The sequence below is a fragment of the Solidesulfovibrio fructosivorans JJ] genome (assembly GCF_000179555.1).
Classification (GTDB): domain Bacteria; phylum Desulfobacterota; class Desulfovibrionia; order Desulfovibrionales; family Desulfovibrionaceae; genus Solidesulfovibrio; species Solidesulfovibrio fructosivorans.
The window spans coordinates 96,863-113,411 of record NZ_AECZ01000007.1; the positions used below are offsets into that span (position 1 = coordinate 96,863).

13 protein-coding genes are annotated in these 16,549 nt (G+C 64.6%); 12 read left to right on the top strand and 1 reads right to left on the bottom strand.

Annotated elements, in window-relative coordinates; genetic code table 11:
- The first annotated feature begins 49 nt into the window (after positions 1-49).
- From DESFRDRAFT_RS06815 to DESFRDRAFT_RS06825, 3 genes are all read left to right on the top strand, one after another.
- Entirely contained in the window at positions 50-508 is a 459-nt protein-coding gene (locus tag DESFRDRAFT_RS06815) for a Fur family transcriptional regulator (RefSeq protein WP_005992436.1), read from the top strand.
- A 2-nt stretch (positions 509-510) separates the two neighbouring features.
- Positions 511-1,005 (top strand): rubrerythrin family protein, encoded by a 495-nt coding sequence (locus DESFRDRAFT_RS06820; RefSeq protein ID WP_005992438.1) that lies wholly within the window; start codon positions 511-513, stop codon positions 1,003-1,005.
- A gap of 184 nt (positions 1,006-1,189) precedes the next feature.
- Positions 1,190-1,405 carry a rubredoxin gene (locus DESFRDRAFT_RS06825; RefSeq protein WP_005992440.1) on the top strand — a complete coding sequence of 72 codons (216 nt, stop codon included), beginning with the start codon at positions 1,190-1,192 and terminating at the stop codon, positions 1,403-1,405.
- Positions 1,406-1,468: 63 nt separating this feature from the next.
- Here DESFRDRAFT_RS06825 and DESFRDRAFT_RS06830 read toward each other — a convergent pair whose 3' ends face one another.
- The gene (locus DESFRDRAFT_RS06830; protein ID WP_005992442.1) at positions 1,469-2,584 is read right to left on the bottom strand and encodes an AI-2E family transporter; all 1,116 of its coding nucleotides are present in this window, start codon (positions 2,582-2,584) and stop codon (positions 1,469-1,471) included.
- 148 nt (positions 2,585-2,732) lie between these two features.
- On the opposite strand from DESFRDRAFT_RS06830, the gene DESFRDRAFT_RS06835 reads away from it, so the two are divergent.
- The 9 genes from DESFRDRAFT_RS06835 to DESFRDRAFT_RS06875 all read left to right on the top strand — a co-directional run bounded on the left by DESFRDRAFT_RS06835 (position 2,733) and on the right by DESFRDRAFT_RS06875 (position 16,546).
- Complete coding sequence (locus DESFRDRAFT_RS06835) at positions 2,733-3,743, top strand: rhomboid family intramembrane serine protease (protein WP_005992444.1); 1,011 nt, start codon at positions 2,733-2,735, stop codon at positions 3,741-3,743.
- A gap of 111 nt (positions 3,744-3,854) precedes the next feature.
- Positions 3,855-4,358: a PH domain-containing protein gene (locus DESFRDRAFT_RS06840; RefSeq protein WP_005992446.1), complete on the top strand. Its 504-nt coding sequence runs from the start codon at positions 3,855-3,857 to the stop codon at positions 4,356-4,358.
- Positions 4,359-4,430: 72 nt separating this feature from the next.
- Positions 4,431-5,885, top strand: coding sequence for a HAMP domain-containing sensor histidine kinase (locus tag DESFRDRAFT_RS06845; protein WP_005992448.1), 1,455 nt, complete (start codon positions 4,431-4,433; stop codon positions 5,883-5,885).
- Positions 5,869-6,498 (top strand): hypothetical protein, encoded by a 630-nt coding sequence (locus DESFRDRAFT_RS06850; protein WP_233489573.1) that lies wholly within the window; start codon positions 5,869-5,871, stop codon positions 6,496-6,498. The genes DESFRDRAFT_RS06845 and DESFRDRAFT_RS06850 overlap by 17 nt, the downstream gene beginning before the upstream one ends.
- A 34-nt stretch (positions 6,499-6,532) precedes the next feature.
- Positions 6,533-7,906 carry a sigma-54-dependent transcriptional regulator gene (locus DESFRDRAFT_RS06855; protein WP_043794130.1) on the top strand — a complete coding sequence of 458 codons (1,374 nt, stop codon included), beginning with the start codon at positions 6,533-6,535 and terminating at the stop codon, positions 7,904-7,906.
- A gap of 131 nt (positions 7,907-8,037) precedes the next feature.
- Positions 8,038-8,769 (top strand): ABC transporter permease, encoded by a 732-nt coding sequence (locus DESFRDRAFT_RS06860; RefSeq protein WP_005992453.1) that lies wholly within the window; start codon positions 8,038-8,040, stop codon positions 8,767-8,769.
- Positions 8,770-8,795: 26 nt separating this feature from the next.
- Positions 8,796-9,536, top strand: coding sequence for an ABC transporter ATP-binding protein (locus DESFRDRAFT_RS06865; protein ID WP_005992455.1), 741 nt, complete (start codon positions 8,796-8,798; stop codon positions 9,534-9,536).
- A gap of 6 nt (positions 9,537-9,542) precedes the next feature.
- Complete coding sequence (locus tag DESFRDRAFT_RS06870; RefSeq protein WP_005992456.1) at positions 9,543-14,567, top strand: FtsX-like permease family protein; 5,025 nt, start codon at positions 9,543-9,545, stop codon at positions 14,565-14,567.
- Complete coding sequence (locus tag DESFRDRAFT_RS06875; protein ID WP_005992457.1) at positions 14,564-16,546, top strand: DUF6785 family protein; 1,983 nt, start codon at positions 14,564-14,566, stop codon at positions 16,544-16,546. The genes DESFRDRAFT_RS06870 and DESFRDRAFT_RS06875 overlap by 4 nt, the downstream gene beginning before the upstream one ends.
- The last annotated feature ends 3 nt before the right edge of the window (positions 16,547-16,549 follow it).

Sequence of the window (16,549 nt, forward strand, 5' to 3'; positions counted from 1 at the left end):
CGGGGCGAATTCTCTAAATAGGAATGAACAGCAACTAGGAATAAAAACTATGTCGACTGAAGCCCTTAAGCAACTCTTCGCCAAAAGCGGCCTGAAGTTTACCAATCAGCGATATCTGGTATACAGGGCCATGGCTGAGGCCAAGGACCATCCGTCCGCCGAGACGGTGTGGCGGCGGGTGCGCGTCGAGGCCCCGGCCATATCCCTCGACACCGTCTACCGGACTCTGGCCTCGTTCGAGGCGCGCGGGCTGGTGACGCGGGTCCCGGGCGGCGGGGAGGAGGGGCGCTTCGACGGCGATGTGACGCCGCACCACCATCTGGTGTGTTTGTGCTGCGGCTCCATCGAGGATTTTACCATGTCCGGCGCCGGGCTGGACGACCTGCCCGAGTCGGTTGCCGCGTGGGGGCAACCGCGCGACGCCCAGGTGCTGGTGCGCGGCGTGTGCCGCAAATGTCTCTGCAAGATGGAACCTGTCAAACCCGAATCCGAAAAAAGGAGAACCTGAAGATGAGTAAGACCCTCGAAGATCTCAAGGAAGCTTTTGCCGGCGAATCCCAGGCCAACCGCAAGTACCTCGCTTACGCCGCCCAGGCCGAGAAGGAAGGGCATATCGGCGTGGCCAAGCTGTTCAAGGCCGCCGCCGCCGCCGAAACCGTCCACGCCCATACCCATCTGCGCAACATGGACGGCATCGGCGATACGGCCGCCAACCTGAAGGACGCCATCGCCGGTGAAACCCATGAGTTCAAGAGCATGTACCCGGGCATGATCGAGGACGCCAAGGCCGAGGGGAACAAGGCCGCCGAGCGGGGCTTCACCTTCGCCAACGCTGTCGAGGAACTGCATGCCAAGCTGTATTCCGAGGCGGCCCAGGACGTCGCCGGCTTCCCGGATCAGGACTGGTACGTCTGCTCCGTGTGCGGCTATACCGTCGCCGGCTCCGTGCCGGACAAGTGCCCGGTCTGCCAGGCCCTGGCCAAGGCTTTTTTCAAGGTCGACTGAGGAAGCGCTGGGGGGAAACCTTTCTATAGAAAGGTTTCCCCCCAGCCCCCCTTTCCCAAGACTTTTAATAATGATGCAAGGTTATTGAAATAAAGTTTAGGAAAGGGAGAGCGCGAGAGGGGAAACCCTTTGAAAAGGGTTCTCCCCTCTCGCATCATCCTACTCTCTTCTAAAGGAGCACCCCATGGCTGCGCCGGAAGAAATGTGGCAGTGCCAGACCACCAATTGCGGCTACATTTACAATCCCGACAAGGGCGACCGTAAAGGCAAGATACCGGCCGGGACCAGGTTCGAGGATTTGCCGGACGATTGGAAATGCCCGGTCTGCGGCGCGGGGAAGAAGTGTTTTCGGCCTTTGGCCGGCCCCGGGTCGACCAAGAGCGCGGAGTGTCCGACTTGATGGCCGGGCGGTCCGTCGGGGCCGCCCGGAATCGGCGCTCGAGCCCTCCGAAAGGGGGGCTTTTTATTTGAATTCAGGGGGGGGCGACTCGCACCCGTTGCCCAGGTTGCGGTCGTTGAGCACGTGGCTGTAATCCTCGGCGTAAAGCGACAGCATCACCATGGCGAACCCCAGCACCAGCGGGCCGTAGAGGATGCCGAGCGCCCCGAAGAACTTGATGCCGCCGATGATGGCCAGAAACACCCAGAAGGTGGACATCTTGGATCGGTTGCGCATGAGGATCGGCCGCATGATCGAATCGATGCTGGAAACGACCAGCGCGCCCCAGGCGATGAGAAAAACGCCCCATTGCCACTGGCCGGTCACGATGAGGTAGAGGGCCACGGGCAGCCAGATGATGGCCGTGCCGACCACCGGAATGAGCGAGGCGAAGCCCATCATGCAGCCCCAGAAAAAGGGCTGGATGCCGACGATGAAAAGCCCGAGGCCGCCGGCCGCGCCCTGGGCCAGGGCGATGAGGAACGCGCCGAGGATGACCGACTTGGCCACGTCGTCGAGCTGGCGGAAAATCCGGTCCTCCTGGTCCGTGGACAGGGGGAGCAGGTAGCGCACTCGCGCGAGCATGGCCTCGCCGTCGCGGATAAGGAAAAACAGCACGAAGATGAGGATGACGAAGTTCATCGTCAGCACGAAGAAGTTGCCGATGATGGTCGTGCCGCTGTTGAGCAGAATCTGGCCGGCGTTTTTGGAGATGGAGAGCAGGTCGGCCCGAAGCGCCAGTTTCTTCACGTCCAGAAAGGGCAGGTGTTCATGCAGCCAGTTGATGTAGGGGGCCACGGCCTCGTGGCTGAAAAAGGCGTTGAAGTCCATGCTGGAAAGGTGCGCCTGCAGGGCGTTGACCGACTGGACGCCCTGGGTCACGAGCGAACCCAGGAAGAAAAAGACCGGAATGATGAGGCAGGTGAAGATGAGGCAGGTCGTAATAAGCGCCGAAACGGTCGGCCGCTTGCCGCAAAAGGCGTCGATGCGGCGGTGCACCGGCCTAAAAAGAGCCGAAAGGACTACGCCGATGATGAGAATGTCCACAAAAGGCCGCAGCACGACATAGGCAAGGTAGAGGGCGGCGGCCAGGATGATGAGCAAAAAGGCGGAATAAAAAATCCGGCGTTCTTGGTTCATGGTGGTGGCTTTATCAAACGGGCGGATGCGGCGGCAAGGGCCAAGGGGGCCGGAAGGGTGCCGCGTTGCGAATTGTCGCCGGTTTGTCGTATAGGATGCCGGGTATGACCGTTTCCTTTTCGCGGTGCCATCCTCCCGGCGGCCGGCCATGATCGGCCGCGCCCGCCATCCCTCCGTGGCCGACGGGGCGTCGCCTTCTCCCCGGCGGCCGCTTCTGTGGCCGCGCCCGGGGCTGCGCGACCTCACCCCCGATCTGCCGACCGAACAAGGCTATCCGGTCACGGAAATCCGGGCCAGGGACTGGACGTACGTGCTGACCGCGCGGGGCATTCCCCATGCGCTCAGGCGCCAGGACGGGGCGTGGCGCCTGTACGTTCCCCGTCGCCGGGCCGAGGAGGCCCTGGCCGAGATACGGGCCTACCTTGACGAGCGGGAAAACGTCGTCTTGCCCGATCCCGAGGCCGTGGCGCCGACGCGGCCCCCGGTGGTCTGGTCCGTCATGGCCGTCATGGGCGTGACGGCCGGACTTTGGGGGCTGCTGCTTGGCGACGCCACGCTTTTGGGCCGGCGCGTCCCCTGGAAGGCCATCGGCGGCGGCGACACGGCCTCTATGCTGGCCGGTCAGTGGTGGCGCGCGGCCACGGCCCTTTGCCTGCATGCCGATCCGGCCCATCTTTTCGGTAATGTCGCCTGCGCCGCGCTCTTTCTGAGCTTCCTGTGCCGGGAGACCGGGCTTGGCCTGGGGCTTGCCCTGACGGTCGCGGCCGGGGTCGGCGGCAATGTGCTCAAAGCCTGCGTCCAGGGGCCGGGGCTTTATTTTCTGGGCGCTTCGACTGCGGTTTTCGGGGCGCTTGGGGCTCTGGGCGGGGTGCGTCTGGCCTGTCCGCACCCCGGACTTTCGGTGCGCCGGTTTCTCGCGGCCGGCGCGGTGTTGATGCTTCTTGCCATGCTCGGAGCCGGCTCCGAGGATACCGGTGCGGTGGATCTGGCCGGCCATCTCTTCGGTTTCGCTTCCGGGGCCATCCTGGGGCTTGCCGCCGGCTGGGCGCTTGGGCGGGTGGGGCGGCCGGGCCGGGCCGCGCAGACGCTTTTCGGGCTGGTCGCGGCCGGGACGCTTCTTGCCGCTTGGGGACTTGCTGTGGCCTCGCTTGCGGGATGAGTCCGAGGAAGGCTTTGCCTTGGGCAACGTTTTCGGATAAGGCCTCGGATTGCCTGTGGTCGCGTCGGTAGCGGCCGAGGGCGGATACGTCGCCTTGGGGGTAGGGAAGCCATGAGCCTAAACGGCCTCGTTTTCGAGGAAGAGGAAATTCTGTACCGGACCGGCAAGCACTGGGTGGTGCTGGCCAAGGCCGTGCTGCTTTTCGTGGTGGCGCTCGTGATCTGGTCGAGCGGCCCGACCCTGCATTCCCTGGCCCAGTTCAAGGCCCCCGAGGAAATCGAGAAATTCCTGCCCAAGATCATCACCGTGGCGGTGTGGCTTGTGCGCTACGTTTTTTTCATCCTCTTCACGCTTCTGGCCCTGGTCCGGCTTTTTTCCTATTTCACGTTGCGGGTGGGGGTCACGGACAAGCGGCTTTTGTGTGACGACGCTCTCTTTGGCACCTTTTCCCTGGACATTGGCAAGATCGAGTCGGTCAAGTGCGAGCCGGGGCTATTCGGCGGGCTTCTCGGTTACGGCAAGGTCATCCTCACCGCCTCGAGCAGCCAACGGCTGGTGCTGACCAACATCCGCCGGCCCCATACACTCGAGCAGGAACTCTTCGCCGCCAAGTAACAAAGGGACAGGGCTTCCTCCCGCATCCCTTCGCCGCGCGCGCACTCCGCCCTGCCGCCGTCCCCCACCGCCATGTACCTCTACCGCAGACCCATCAAACAATACGGCATCCTTTTCAAGCTGTTGGCGGTCTATATCGGCATCATGGTCGTGGCCTACTTCACCACGTCCACACTGCTGATCTACATCAAGGAATCCGTCAACATCTCCCGGGATATCGTCAAGGTCCGCATCGAGGTCTTGAGCATCTCCCAGCGGCTGGTCGACAGCCTGCTGGCCATGGAAGAAAACCAGAAGAAGTACGAGATCCTGCATTCCGACGAGTACAAGAAGAATTTCCTCAATGCGCTCAATGAATACAAGAATGCCATCTGGAGCATTCTGTGGTTTCGCTACGAGGGTTTTTCCGCCTGGGAGGAGCTGCATGCCGAGTTCCGCGAGGCCTTCCCCGATCTGGCCCAGGGCAAGGAGCTGGCCGGCGAACCCTGGATCGACCAGGAAAAGCTCAACAAGTGGATGCGCATCGTGGTCAGCGCCCGCCAGGACAACGAGCGGGTGTTGGAATCAGGCATGCGGGAACTCTTCCGCATCGGCGAGGTGGCGTCCAATCGCGGCGTCACCGGCCTTGCCGTTTCCATTGCCGTGGGCCTGCTCGGCATCCTCTACCTGACGTATTCCCTGAGCCGATCCCTGCGCGAGCTGCGTCGCGGCATCCGGGCCTACACCCGCGACGGACGCCTGGAGCCCATCCGGGTGTTGTCCAAGGACGAATTGGGCGAACTCGGGGCGGCGTTTAACGACATGACCAGGCGCCTCAAGGAAGAGGAACGCATGCGCACGGACTTCATCGACATGGTGAGCCACGAGATCAGGACGCCGCTGACCTCCATCCGCGAATCGGTCAATCTCATGCGCGAGCGGGTCCTCGGCGAGGTCAACGAACGCCAGAAGCGTTTTCTCGACATCGCCAGCGACGAACTCCAGCGCATCTCCGTCATGCTGACAAGCCTGCTCAAGGTCTCGAGCATGGCCTCCCAGATCGTGGACCTGTCCCCGTCGACCTTCAATCCCGAGGAGCTGGCCCGGGAAATCCTGGAAAAAGCCGCGCCGGCGGCCGAGGCCAAGCACATCCGCTTGACGCCGCGTGTGGGCCGCGACATCGTGTCCGTGGTCGGCGACCGGGAGCTCTTGGGGCAGGCCCTGTACAACCTGATCGGCAACGCGGTGAAGTTCTCGCCGGCCGAGCGCACGGTGCTGGTGGGGTTGGAAATGGCCGACGGCGGGCGTAAGCTGCTTTTCAGCATAACGGACGAAGGTCCGGGCATTCCCGAGGAGGAACAGCCCCACGTCTTCAGCAAATACTACCGGGGCGCGCGCACCAAGCGCACCACCGACGGCATCGGTCTTGGCCTGTCCATCGCCAGAACCATTGTCGAGGCCCATGGCGGCGACATCTGGCTGTCGAGTCTGCCCGGCAAAGGCTGCACGTTTTACTTTACAATCCCTGTCGATGGGACAACAAGCTGACATGGTCCACCACGCGACTTTTTCGTTCAAAAAGCATATTACGCCCGCGCTTTGCGTCCTGGCGCTTTGCGCCGCCATCGGCTGCGCCAAAAAGGAACCCGTATCCGTCGTTCCCGCGCCGTCGACGGCGACGCATACGGCGTCCGCTTCCCCGGCCTGCGAACCCGACCGCAATACCCTCTACGACCAGGGGGTGTGCGCCTATGACGAAGGCAAGCTGCGCTATGCCATGGCTTTGTGGCGCGAAGCCTACACCGTCGAAACCGACCATGCCGTGCGCCTGCGTTCCCAGTTCGCCCTGGGCGCGGTCCGGCTGGCCCAGGCCGCCAACGACACCGAATACGCCGCCGCCCTCGACCTGCTCGACGCCTGGGCCAAGGCCTCGCCCCCCGGCGGCAGCGGCGAGAACCCGCGTTTCCTGTTGCCGGCCCTGCATACCCTGCGACCTGCTTCCGCGCTCAAGGAGCAAAAAACCGCCCTGGACAAGGAATGCGCCAAGAAACTGGCCGAGCGCGAGGCCCAGGTGCGCAAAAGCATCCAGCAGCAGGTCCGGGCCCTGGAAACCATTCACCAGCAGATCCAGGAAAAGAAAAAGGGTCTGAGCAATTTCTGATGCCCGCCGCCCTGGCCGCGAGCTCGCAATGCCCATGAAAAACGCCTCGGAACCGCGCAAGACCATTTTGGCCGTGGACGACGACCCCCACATCCTGGAGGTGCTGGAAGTCCGTCTGGTTTCGGCCGGCTACGACGTGGTCACGGCCGAGGACGGAACCGAGGCCCTGGAAATTCTTTCCTCGCGGCCTGTGCGCCTGCTTATCTCCGATATCCGCATGCCCGGCATGGACGGCATGCGTCTGCAGGAAGAGATGGTGCGCCGGGGCCTGTCCCTTCCCATCATCTTTCTCACCGCCCACGGCAGCATTCCCGGCGCGGTGGAGGCCATCAAGCATGGGGCCGTGGACTACCTGACCAAGCCTTTCGACGGCCAGGAGCTGCTCTCCCGCGTGGCCGAGGTGTTCGCCAGATCCGCCGGAGGCGGGGAAAAGCCCCTGCCGTCGGACATGGCCGAGTCCGGGCTTGTGGGCAAGAGCCCGGCCATGCGCGATCTGGGCGCGCTTATCGAGCGTGTGGCCTCCCGCGACGTCAACGTGCTCGTCCTTGGCGAATCCGGCACCGGCAAGGAGCTTGTCGCCAACTGCATTCACCGGAAAAGCCTGCGCAAGTCCGGTCCGCTGGTGACGGTCGACTGCGGCTCCACGCCGGCGGGGCTGCTCGAATCCGAGCTTTTCGGCCACGTCAAGGGCTCGTTTACCCACGCTGTCAAGGACAAGAAGGGGCTTATCGAGCAGGCCGACAAGGGGACGCTTTTTCTCGACGAGATCGGCAACATCTCCAACGAGATGCAACTGCGGCTGCTGCGGTTTCTGGAAAACCATCGCATACGCCGCATCGGCGACGTGCGGGAAATCCAGGTGGACTGCCGGGTCATCGCCGCCACCAATGCCGACATCTTCGAGCAGGTCTCCCAGGGCGTTTTCCGCGAGGACCTGCTGTATCGCCTCAAGGTGGTGACCATAAACGTCCCGCCCTTGCGGGAGCGGCGTGAGGACATCCCCGTTCTCGCCGAGCATTTCATCCGCCAGTTTTGCGCCGCCCAGGGCATACCGGCCGTGACCGTTCCGGCCGAGACCATGGCCTACCTGACCGCCTATCCCTGGCCGGGCAACGTGCGCCAGTTGCGAAACGCCCTGGAGGCCGGCGTGGTCCTGTGTACGAACGGTGTGCTGGCCCCGGAGGACCTCCAGTTGCCGCTGGCCGGTAAGGGGCCGCGCCGTCCGGCCGAGGGCGAGAAGCCGTTGTCGCTTGACGCCAGCGAAAAGGCGGCCATCGTGCGGGCCCTCGAGCAGGCGAACTGGGTCCAGAAGGCCGCCGCGCCGCTGCTTGGCGTCAGCCGCCGGGCGCTCAATTACAAAATCCAGAAGTACGGCATCGAGATTCCCAAAAAGCGCGCCAAAAAATAAGGACCTTGTCACGCGCCCGGCATGGCGCGGCCTTGGCAACGGTCAGTCTTTCTGTCAAGAATCAAAATTAACCTTTTCGTATTTTGGGAAAAACAGGAACGGGGCCGGTGTTGTCAGCCCACGGACGGTCGATGCGGCACTCGCGCGGTATTTCCGACTCCCTTGCCCCCCGTCGGGCGAAGATCGCCAGGCAGGTCGTGCTGCCGTTTCGCAAGTCGCTCGAAATCAGCGTCAAAAACATCCGTGTCCGGTTTTTACGCTCCATGGTCACGGTGGCCAGCCTCGTTTTGGCCGTGGCCTTTTTGAGCTTCATCCTCACCGGTTCCGAGATCGCCGCCGGCATGTTGCGCGCCGGCAACCCCGGCTTTCGCGCCGCGCTCATCGACGCCGGCTACGATCTGCCCGCAACGCCGCCGCCGCCGGCCCTGGCCGCCGCCGAGGCCGAGCGCCTTGGGGCCAGCCCCAAGGAACGCTGGATCGTCATTCTGTCGCTTTTGGTGTGCACGGTGGGCATCGTCAACGCCCAGCTCATGGCCGTGACCGAACGCTTTCGCGAAATCGGCACCATGAAGTGCTTGGGCGCGCTTGACCGCTTCATCCTGCGGCTTTTCCTGCTCGAAGCCGGCATGCAGGGGCTGGCCGGCTCGCTCGCCGGAGCTCTGGTCGGCATCCTGGGCGCGCTGTTGGCGGGGCTCGTCCGCTACGGCCTGTCCGGGACGGCGGCGACGTCCGTGGCCGGCCTTTCGCGCGTGCTGGTCGTCTCCATCGCGGTCGGCGCGGGTTTGAGTCTTCTTGGCGTGGTGTACCCGGCCATCGTGGCCGCCCGAATGCGGCCCGTCGAGGCCATGCGGGCCCAGGAATAGGAAGCGAGATCGGGAGACGGCGCGGTATGGCCGAGGCGCACAATATTGTCCGCGTGGCCGGGGTGGCCAAGACCTTCACCATGGGCTCCCAGGAGGTCACGGCCCTTCGCGGCGTGGACCTGACCATACGGGCCGGCGAATACCTGTCCATCATGGGGCCGTCCGGCTCAGGCAAGTCCACGCTTTTCAACATGATCGGCGGCCTGGACAAGCCGAGCTCCGGCAAGGTCTTCATTGACGAGGTGGATATCGCCCAGCTCGACGCCTATGAGCTGGCCTGGCTTCGAAATCGCAAGATCGGCTATATTTTCCAGACCTTCAATCTCATCCAGGTCATGACGGCGCTGGAAAACGTCACGCTGCCCATGACCTTCGCCGGCGTGCCCCAGGACGAGGCCACGGAAAAGGGGCTCGAGCTTTTGGGCTTGGTCGGGCTGCGCGAGCGCCATGCCCACAAGCCCCAGGAGCTTTCCGGCGGCCAGCAGCAGCGCGTGGCCATCGCCCGGTCCCTGGCCAATACCCCGTCCATCATCCTGGCCGACGAGCCGACCGGCAACCTGGACCTCACCACCGGCGAGGAGATCATCGCGCTTTTGAAGCGCCTGAGCAGCGAGCGGGGCGTCACGGTCATCTCGGCCACCCACGATTACAAGATGCTCAATGTTTCCGACAGGGTTGTCTGGATTCGCGACGGCCGCATCGACAAGATCGAGGAACGCGACCAGCTGCATATTTCCGTGGGAACCATCGGGGCCAAAGAGGACTGACGGTCCATGGCGCTGCCCCTTACGCAAAAAAGCCGGTCAGTTGGGCGGCTGGCCGTCCGGGCGGCGCTTGTCGTCTGTCTGCTGTGCGTCGCCGCGAGCGCCTGGGCCAGACCCGCCCATAAGACCGCCAAGGCCGATCCTCGGGCTACGGCCATGGCCGCGGCCTGGCTTGCCGCGCCGCTTGAGGGCGGCGTCCTGGAGCGCGACGTCACCCGCGCCCTGGCCGGGCTTGGCGACCGTGAAACGGGCTCGGCCGGTTGCGCCGTGGCGGCGGACGCCCTGGAGGCGTATTTCAAGGGCCTTGGCGTGGGGGAGGTGGAGCGGCTGGCCTACCGCCTGCCCGTGGTGGCCCATGCCCCGGCCACGCTGGCCGTTGTCGGCGGCAAGGCGGCCCCCGTCGCCCCCCTGGCGCTCAATGCCCTGTCCCCCGGCACCGTGCCCCCGGGTGGCCTCACCGGTCCCGTGGTCTATGCCGGCAAGGGGGCCTACCGCGACTTCGACGGCAAGCTTCCGGACGGGGCCATCGTGCTTATGGACCTCGATTCGGGCCGCAACTGGCAGGCCGCCGCCCAGCTCGACGCCAAGGCCGTGGTCTATGTCGACGACAGCCCCGCCGACGATCCGGCCGACGCCGGCATGTTCAAGGACAAGTTCGAGCTGACCCCGGTGCGGTTTCCGCGCTTTTTGTTGTCCGCCGCCACGGCCCGGGAGCTGTTCGGGGATTACACGAAGCTGACCGGCGATCCGGCCGGGTCGGTGGCGACCCTTGCCGGCCAGGCCGTCTGGCGTCCGGCCGTGGCCCATGACGTCATGCTGCTTTTCCCCGGCACGGACCCGTCCCTTGCCGGCGAATTGCTCGTGGTCGAGGCTCCCTACGATGCCGCCGCCTTCGCCCCGGGCCATGCCCCGGGCGCGGACGAGGCCGGCTCCGTGGCGACGCTTTTGCGTCTGGCCGGAAAGCTGGCCGCCGCGCCGCCGGCCCGGCCGACCCTGCTCGTGGCCACTTCGGGCCATGCCCAGGCCCTGGCCGGACTGCGGGAATTTTACGCCGCCCTGCGGACCAAGGGCAAGTCTCTGCGCGGAAGGCTCAAGGGACTCAAGCATTCCATTAAGGAAGATAAGGCCACGCTCGCGGCTCTTTCCGCTTTGGAGCAGGCCGGGCCGGCCGCGTTGACCGCCATCGCGCCCAAGCCCGGGACCGCGGCCAAGGACGAGGCCGGCGAGGATCGCACAAGGGTGCACAAGGCGTTGCTCGAAACCTTGAAAGACGAGGTGGACGGCCTGAGCACCCAGCTTATGCGCCTGCGCCTGGCGCCGGGGCGCAAGGACACGGCGGCCATCGACGCCTTGGCCCAAAAGCGGGCCGGGCTGCGCAAGCTTTTGTGGCGCGAGGAGTATTCCGGGCTCACCAAAGCCGAGGCGGCATCCATGCTCGCCTTGATCCCCGATACCCGCAAGCGCCTGCGCTTCGGCATGGCCGGGGCCGAAACCGAGGCGGAGTGCGTGGCCAGCGCCCGGGCGCTGCGGCGGCTCGTCGGCGACAAGGATATCCTGGCCCAGGTCTCGCTTTATCTTTCCAGCCACGGCGACGGGGTGGGGAGTTTCGCCCAGGGATTCGCCTTCGAAGTCAAGCCCGGGGTCAAACCCATCCAGGCCTACGGCCGCATCAACCGTTCCCTGGCCAAGGCGGCGGCCGCCGCCGTCAAGGCCCAGGATCTCCCGGCCGGGTATTACCGCGACGGCATGCGCGACGACCGCGAACAGCCCTGGCAGGGGCTTTTGCCCGACCGGCCGCCCCTTGGCGGCGAGATCGGCAATATCGCCGGCGTGCTCGGCGTGACCCTGGCCACGGTCGACGATGCGCGCCTTGCCTGGGGCACGCCAGGGGATACGCCGGACCGTGTCGACGAGGCCTCGCTTGCGCGCCAGTCGCGCTTCGTCGCGGACACGGTCGCGGCCATGGCCGCCCCGGATTTCGCCGTTGGCGACAAACGGCCGCGAAACGTCTTTTCCACGCTCGCCGGCCGGGTCAACTTCATCCGCCAGGGCGAGCTTTTTCCCGAACGGCCGGCCCCGGACACCGTGCTTTGCGTCTACCAGGGCAAGACGCGGTTTTATGCCATGACCGACCCAAGAGGCTCCTTTCTGGTCAGCGGGCTGGCCAACAAAAAATACGTCCTGGACAAGGCCGTCATCGAAGGCTTCCGGTTCGATCCGGACACGGGCGCGGCCATGTGGGCCATCGACAAGAAGCAGACCGGCAAGGAGGCGTATCGGGTCAAGATGAACCGCAACGCCATGGAGACCGATCTGATCATGTTCGCCTGCGAGCAGACGACGCTCTTTTCGGCCTTCGATCCGCGTTCGTTTCGCTATTTCACCCGCATCGACCTGCTCGACGCCAGGCGCGAGGCCCCGCCGCTGCGCTACTGGTTCAGCCGGCTGGACACCCTCGATTCCACCTTGCTTTCCATTTTCCTCGAGCCGGGCACGCCCTTTAAATGTATCCTGTCCGACACCGTCCTGGCCCGTAAGCTGATCCTTTTACACGCCAGCCCGGCGCATCCGACCGGCACCGGCTACCTGATCGACTCCTGGCCGCTTTTGCCCGCGACCGAAATGCTCGGGGCCAGGGACATGTGGGAACTGCTCGGGCCGCGCATCAAGAACCTGGAAAACCACGGCATCGTCAGCGAGCGCATCCGCGAGTTGGAGGCCAAGGGCCGGGGCCTTTTCGACAAGGCCGTCGCCGCCGGCAAGGCCAGGCGTTACGACGCCATGATCGCCGACGCCAGGGCCAGCTGGGGGCTCGCCGTCCGCGTCTACAACGATGTGGAAAAGACCCAGCGCGACGTGCTGCTGGGCGTGCTTTTCTACATCGCGCTTTTCATTCCCTTCGCCTACTGCGTGGAACGGGTGGTCTTCAACTACGCCGACATCCACAAGCGCATTGCCGCCTTTCTGGGCATCCTCGCCGCCGTCATCGCCGTGGTCTACCAAGTGCACCCGGCCTTTGCCCTGACCTACAGCCCGCTGGTCGTCATCCTGGCCTTTTTCATCCTGGGCCTTTCGGTCATGGTCGGGCTTATCATCTTCATGCGCTTCGAGCGGGAGATGACGGCCCTGCAGCGTCGGGCTTCCCATGTCAAATCGGCGGAAATCGGCGGCATGCGCGCCTTTGTCGCCGCCTTTGTGATCGGGGTGAGCAACCTGCGCCGCCGCAAGGTCCGCACCGCGCTTACCTGCCTGACGCTGGTCATTTTGACCTTCACCATCATGAGCTTCACCAGCGTCAAGTCCACCCGGGACGAGGGCGCGGTGCTCTATGCCGAGCATGCGCCTTATCACGGCGTGCTGCTCAAAAACGTGGGCTGGCGGTCGCTGCCGCCGGAGGCCCTTTCCGTGCTGCGCGACGCCTATGGCCCAACGGATGTCGTCGCGCCCCTGGCCTGGCTGGAACTGCCGGAAAAGACTCTTTCGCCGGCCACTTCCGTGCGCGCCGGGGGGAACGTCGAAATCGTCCAGGGGCTTATCGGCCTCTCCCCGCAGGAGGCCGGGACCGGGCGGATGCGCGGCGTTTTGGCGGCCGGGCGGTGGTTCGCGCCGGGGGAGCGCGACGCCGTCATCCTGCCCGTGCCCATGGCCAGGCGACTTGGCGTCGGTCCGGGCGACACGGTGACGCTTTTCGGGCGGCCGTTCACCGTGGCCGGCCTTTTCGACAGGAATTCCCTGGATACGCGGGTGGACCTGGACGGCGAATCGCTCACCCCGGTGGTCTACCCCTCCGAAGCCTCGGTCGAGGTGTCCGAGGCCGAGAAGGAAGCCGCCGAGTCGGGCGAGGACGTGCGGACCATGCAGAGCCGTTACCAGCATGTGGACGACGACCTGACCGCCATCATCCCCTACGATACCCTGATGGGCCTTGGCGGGCAGCTCAAGTCCATCCTGGTCGCGCCGCGAAACGCCGCCCTGGTCCTCGGCAAGGCGCAGGCCGACGACGGTTCCGCCCTGGCCCTGCGGCTGGCCGACCGGTTCGGGTTGACGGTGTTCTCCGGCCAGGATGGCGGCGTTTTCCTCTACCATGCCGGTGATTCCCTGGGCTATGCCGGGGTCCCCAACATCCTGATCCCGCTCGTGATCTCCGTGCTCATCGTGCTCAATACCATGATCGGCGCGGTCTTCGAGCGCAAACGCGAGATCGGGGTCTACACCGCCGTGGGCTTGGCCCCGTCCCATGTCTCCTTTCTTTTTATCGCCGAGGCCCTGGCCTTTGCCGTCATCAGCGTGGTGCTGGGCTACCTCCTGGCCCAGATTTGCGCCGGGCTCCTTTCCGGCACGCCCCTTTGGGCCGGCATGACCGCCAACTATTCCTCCATGGCCGGAGTGGCGGCCATGGCGCTGGTCATCGGCGTGGTGCTGCTCTCGGTCATCTATCCCTCCCGCGTGGCCGGACAGATCGCCATCCCGGACGTCAACCGTTCCTGGACCCTGCCCGCTCCCGTGGACGGGACCATCCGGACCCGGTTGCCGTTCCTGGTGCGCGTGCGGGAGCAGGAATGCGCCGGCGGCTTTCTTTTCGATTACTACCAGACCCACCAGGATGTTTCCCACGGGCTTTTCGCCACGGCCGACGTGCGCTGCCTGTTCGATTGCCCCTGGGAGGTCCCGGGCGCGTCGCCGCATCCCCGGGAACGCCATGTGGCTTTCTGGGACTTGTCCTCCTGCATGAGCCTGACCGGCACGGTGTGGCTCGCGCCCTTCGATTTCGGCATCAAGCAGGAAGTGACCATCGTTTTCGTGCCCTCGACCGAGACGCCGGGCTATATGGAAATCGACGTCGAACTGACGCGGCTGGCTGGCGAGGCGGCCATGTGGAAACGGCTCAACAAGGGGTTTGTCAACGATTTGCGCAAGCAGCTGCTCGTGTGGCGTTCCCTGGAGGAATCGGTGCGCACGTCTTATGAGGACAAGGTGTTCACGCAGTTTCGGGAACAGTTGCGCCGGGCGGCCAACGCCAAGGAGGGGGCATGAAAGCGGCCGGGGCGATCCGCGCGCGGGCGGTGGTCCTGGGACTTGCCCTGGGCCTTGTCGTATGCGCCGTCACGCCGCTCAATAACCTCTATTACGGGGCCACGCCCCTTGGCGGCGGCCATTTCCCCCTGGCCCCGTTTTTCGTGCTGGCCTGGCTCACCGTGCTGGCGGCTGCCCTTGGCCGGCTTTTTCGCGGCAAGGCCGTGCTCACCGGCACGGACCTCATGATCGTGTGGATGCTCATGGTCGTGGTTTCGGGGGTGGCCCATACCGGCCTTGCCCGCACGTTTTTCATCAACCTGACCGCGCCGCTCCATTTCGCCTCGGCCGGCAACCAGTGGAACACGGTGCTGCGGCCGCTTCTGCCCGCCGGCTGGTATCCGGGCGACGACAAGGCCGTGGAGACGCTCTACAACGGTCTGGCCGGCGGCTACACCATGAGCTGGACCCAGGTGCTGGCCGCCATTCCCTGGAAGGCCTGGATCGGGCCCCTTGCCACCTGGGGCGTTTTCATCGGGCTGTGCTTTTTCGTGATGCTGTGTCTGGCCAACCTCTTTTCCCGGCAGTGGATTTCCAACGAGCGCATGAATTTTCCGCTGCTGCGCGTGCCCGAGGCCCTGACCGGGGCCGTGGACTCCGGTGGGCTGGCCGCCTTTTTGACCGACCGTTTCCTGCTGGCCGGGCTCCTTGTAAGCGTCCTTTTGCACACCATAAACGGCATCGGCTTTTACGATCCCTCGGTGCCCCAGATTCCGACGCTGATCCTGGCCGGGCCGTATTTCCCCAAAACCGGGCTTTTTTCCGGCTTCACCAAGCTCAAAATATACTTCTACCCGGCCTTTATCGGCTTCGCCTACCTGACCGCCCGCCAGATTTCCCTGAGTTTCTGGGTGTTTTTCCTGCTTGGCGGGCTTTTTTACGGCTTTCTCGACGTGATCGGCCAGCAGGTGCCGGCGGCGGCCCTTGGCGTCACCTTCGGCCCGACCCTGACCATGCCCGAGGAAACCCAGATGATCGGGGCGTACGGCGTCTTTTTCCTCTTTCTCCTGTGGCTTGGGCGGGAGCATTTGTGGCTCACGGCCAAAAACGCGCTGCGTTTCCGTTTTGGCGGCACGGACGCGGCCGAATGGGTGGGCGCGCCGCTTTCCTTGTGGGGCCTTTTCCTCGGCGGCGGGGCGCTCGTGGCCTGGAGCGTGTCCTTCGGGATGCCGCTTGGCCAGGCGGTGCTTCTTTTCGGGGCCTTTTTCATGGTCATGCTGGTGGCCAGCCGCATCATCTGCCAGGGCGGCATCGCCTATTTCACCTTGACCGCCGCACCGACCGACGGGCTGCTGGCTTTTTGCGGTTCCGGGATTTTCAGCCGTATGGGGCTGCTCATGGCCGCGGTCATGCAGAAGGTGCTGTTCGTCGACCTGCGCGAGTCGCTTCTGCCGTCGCTTTTCCACGCGGCCAAGGTGGGGGAGGGTAGGCGGCCCAAGTATCTCTACCTGGCCGGCATTGTTGTGGCCCTGGCCCTGGCCGTCGGCATATCGTTTGCCGCCATGCTGGCCGTGTGCCACAAATACGGGCTTCGCGACCTGCAGGTGGACTGGGAGACTCAGACCGTGACCACGGTCTATGAAAACGTGCAGCGCCTGCTCGAGGCCCCGGCCGGGCCCAACGCCACCACCATCGGCTTTACGCTCATGGGCGCGGCGGTGATGTTCGCCCTGGTCGTCGCTTATCAGCGCTTCTACTGGTGGCCGATCCATCCCATCGGCTACCTGACCATGTATTCCTCGGCCATGCGCATCATGTGGTTTTCCTTTTTCCTGGGCTGGCTGTGCAACCACCTGACGCTTCGCTACGGCGGCATCGCGCTCATGAAGCGGGTGCGGCTGCTTTTTATCGGCTTGATATTGGGCGATTTTCTGATGGGCGGCATCTTCGCCATCATCGGGTTATGGACGGGGCAGAGCTACCTCGTGTTGCCGAATTAGGAC

Coding starts and splice junctions, on each gene's coding strand:
- DESFRDRAFT_RS06815 (WP_005992436.1), top strand. CDS start 50: ATGTCGACTGAAGCCCTTAAGCAACTCTTCGCCAAAAGCGGCCTGAAG.
- DESFRDRAFT_RS06820 (WP_005992438.1), top strand. CDS start 511: ATGAGTAAGACCCTCGAAGATCTCAAGGAAGCTTTTGCCGGCGAATCC.
- DESFRDRAFT_RS06825 (WP_005992440.1), top strand. CDS start 1,190: ATGGCTGCGCCGGAAGAAATGTGGCAGTGCCAGACCACCAATTGCGGC.
- DESFRDRAFT_RS06830 (WP_005992442.1), bottom strand. CDS start 2,584: ATGAACCAAGAACGCCGGATTTTTTATTCCGCCTTTTTGCTCATCATC.
- DESFRDRAFT_RS06835 (WP_005992444.1), top strand. CDS start 2,733: ATGATCGGCCGCGCCCGCCATCCCTCCGTGGCCGACGGGGCGTCGCCT.
- DESFRDRAFT_RS06840 (WP_005992446.1), top strand. CDS start 3,855: ATGAGCCTAAACGGCCTCGTTTTCGAGGAAGAGGAAATTCTGTACCGG.
- DESFRDRAFT_RS06845 (WP_005992448.1), top strand. CDS start 4,431: ATGTACCTCTACCGCAGACCCATCAAACAATACGGCATCCTTTTCAAG.
- DESFRDRAFT_RS06850 (WP_233489573.1), top strand. CDS start 5,869: ATGGGACAACAAGCTGACATGGTCCACCACGCGACTTTTTCGTTCAAA.
- DESFRDRAFT_RS06855 (WP_043794130.1), top strand. CDS start 6,533: ATGAAAAACGCCTCGGAACCGCGCAAGACCATTTTGGCCGTGGACGAC.
- DESFRDRAFT_RS06860 (WP_005992453.1), top strand. CDS start 8,038: ATGCGGCACTCGCGCGGTATTTCCGACTCCCTTGCCCCCCGTCGGGCG.
- DESFRDRAFT_RS06865 (WP_005992455.1), top strand. CDS start 8,796: ATGGCCGAGGCGCACAATATTGTCCGCGTGGCCGGGGTGGCCAAGACC.
- DESFRDRAFT_RS06870 (WP_005992456.1), top strand. CDS start 9,543: ATGGCGCTGCCCCTTACGCAAAAAAGCCGGTCAGTTGGGCGGCTGGCC.
- DESFRDRAFT_RS06875 (WP_005992457.1), top strand. CDS start 14,564: ATGAAAGCGGCCGGGGCGATCCGCGCGCGGGCGGTGGTCCTGGGACTT.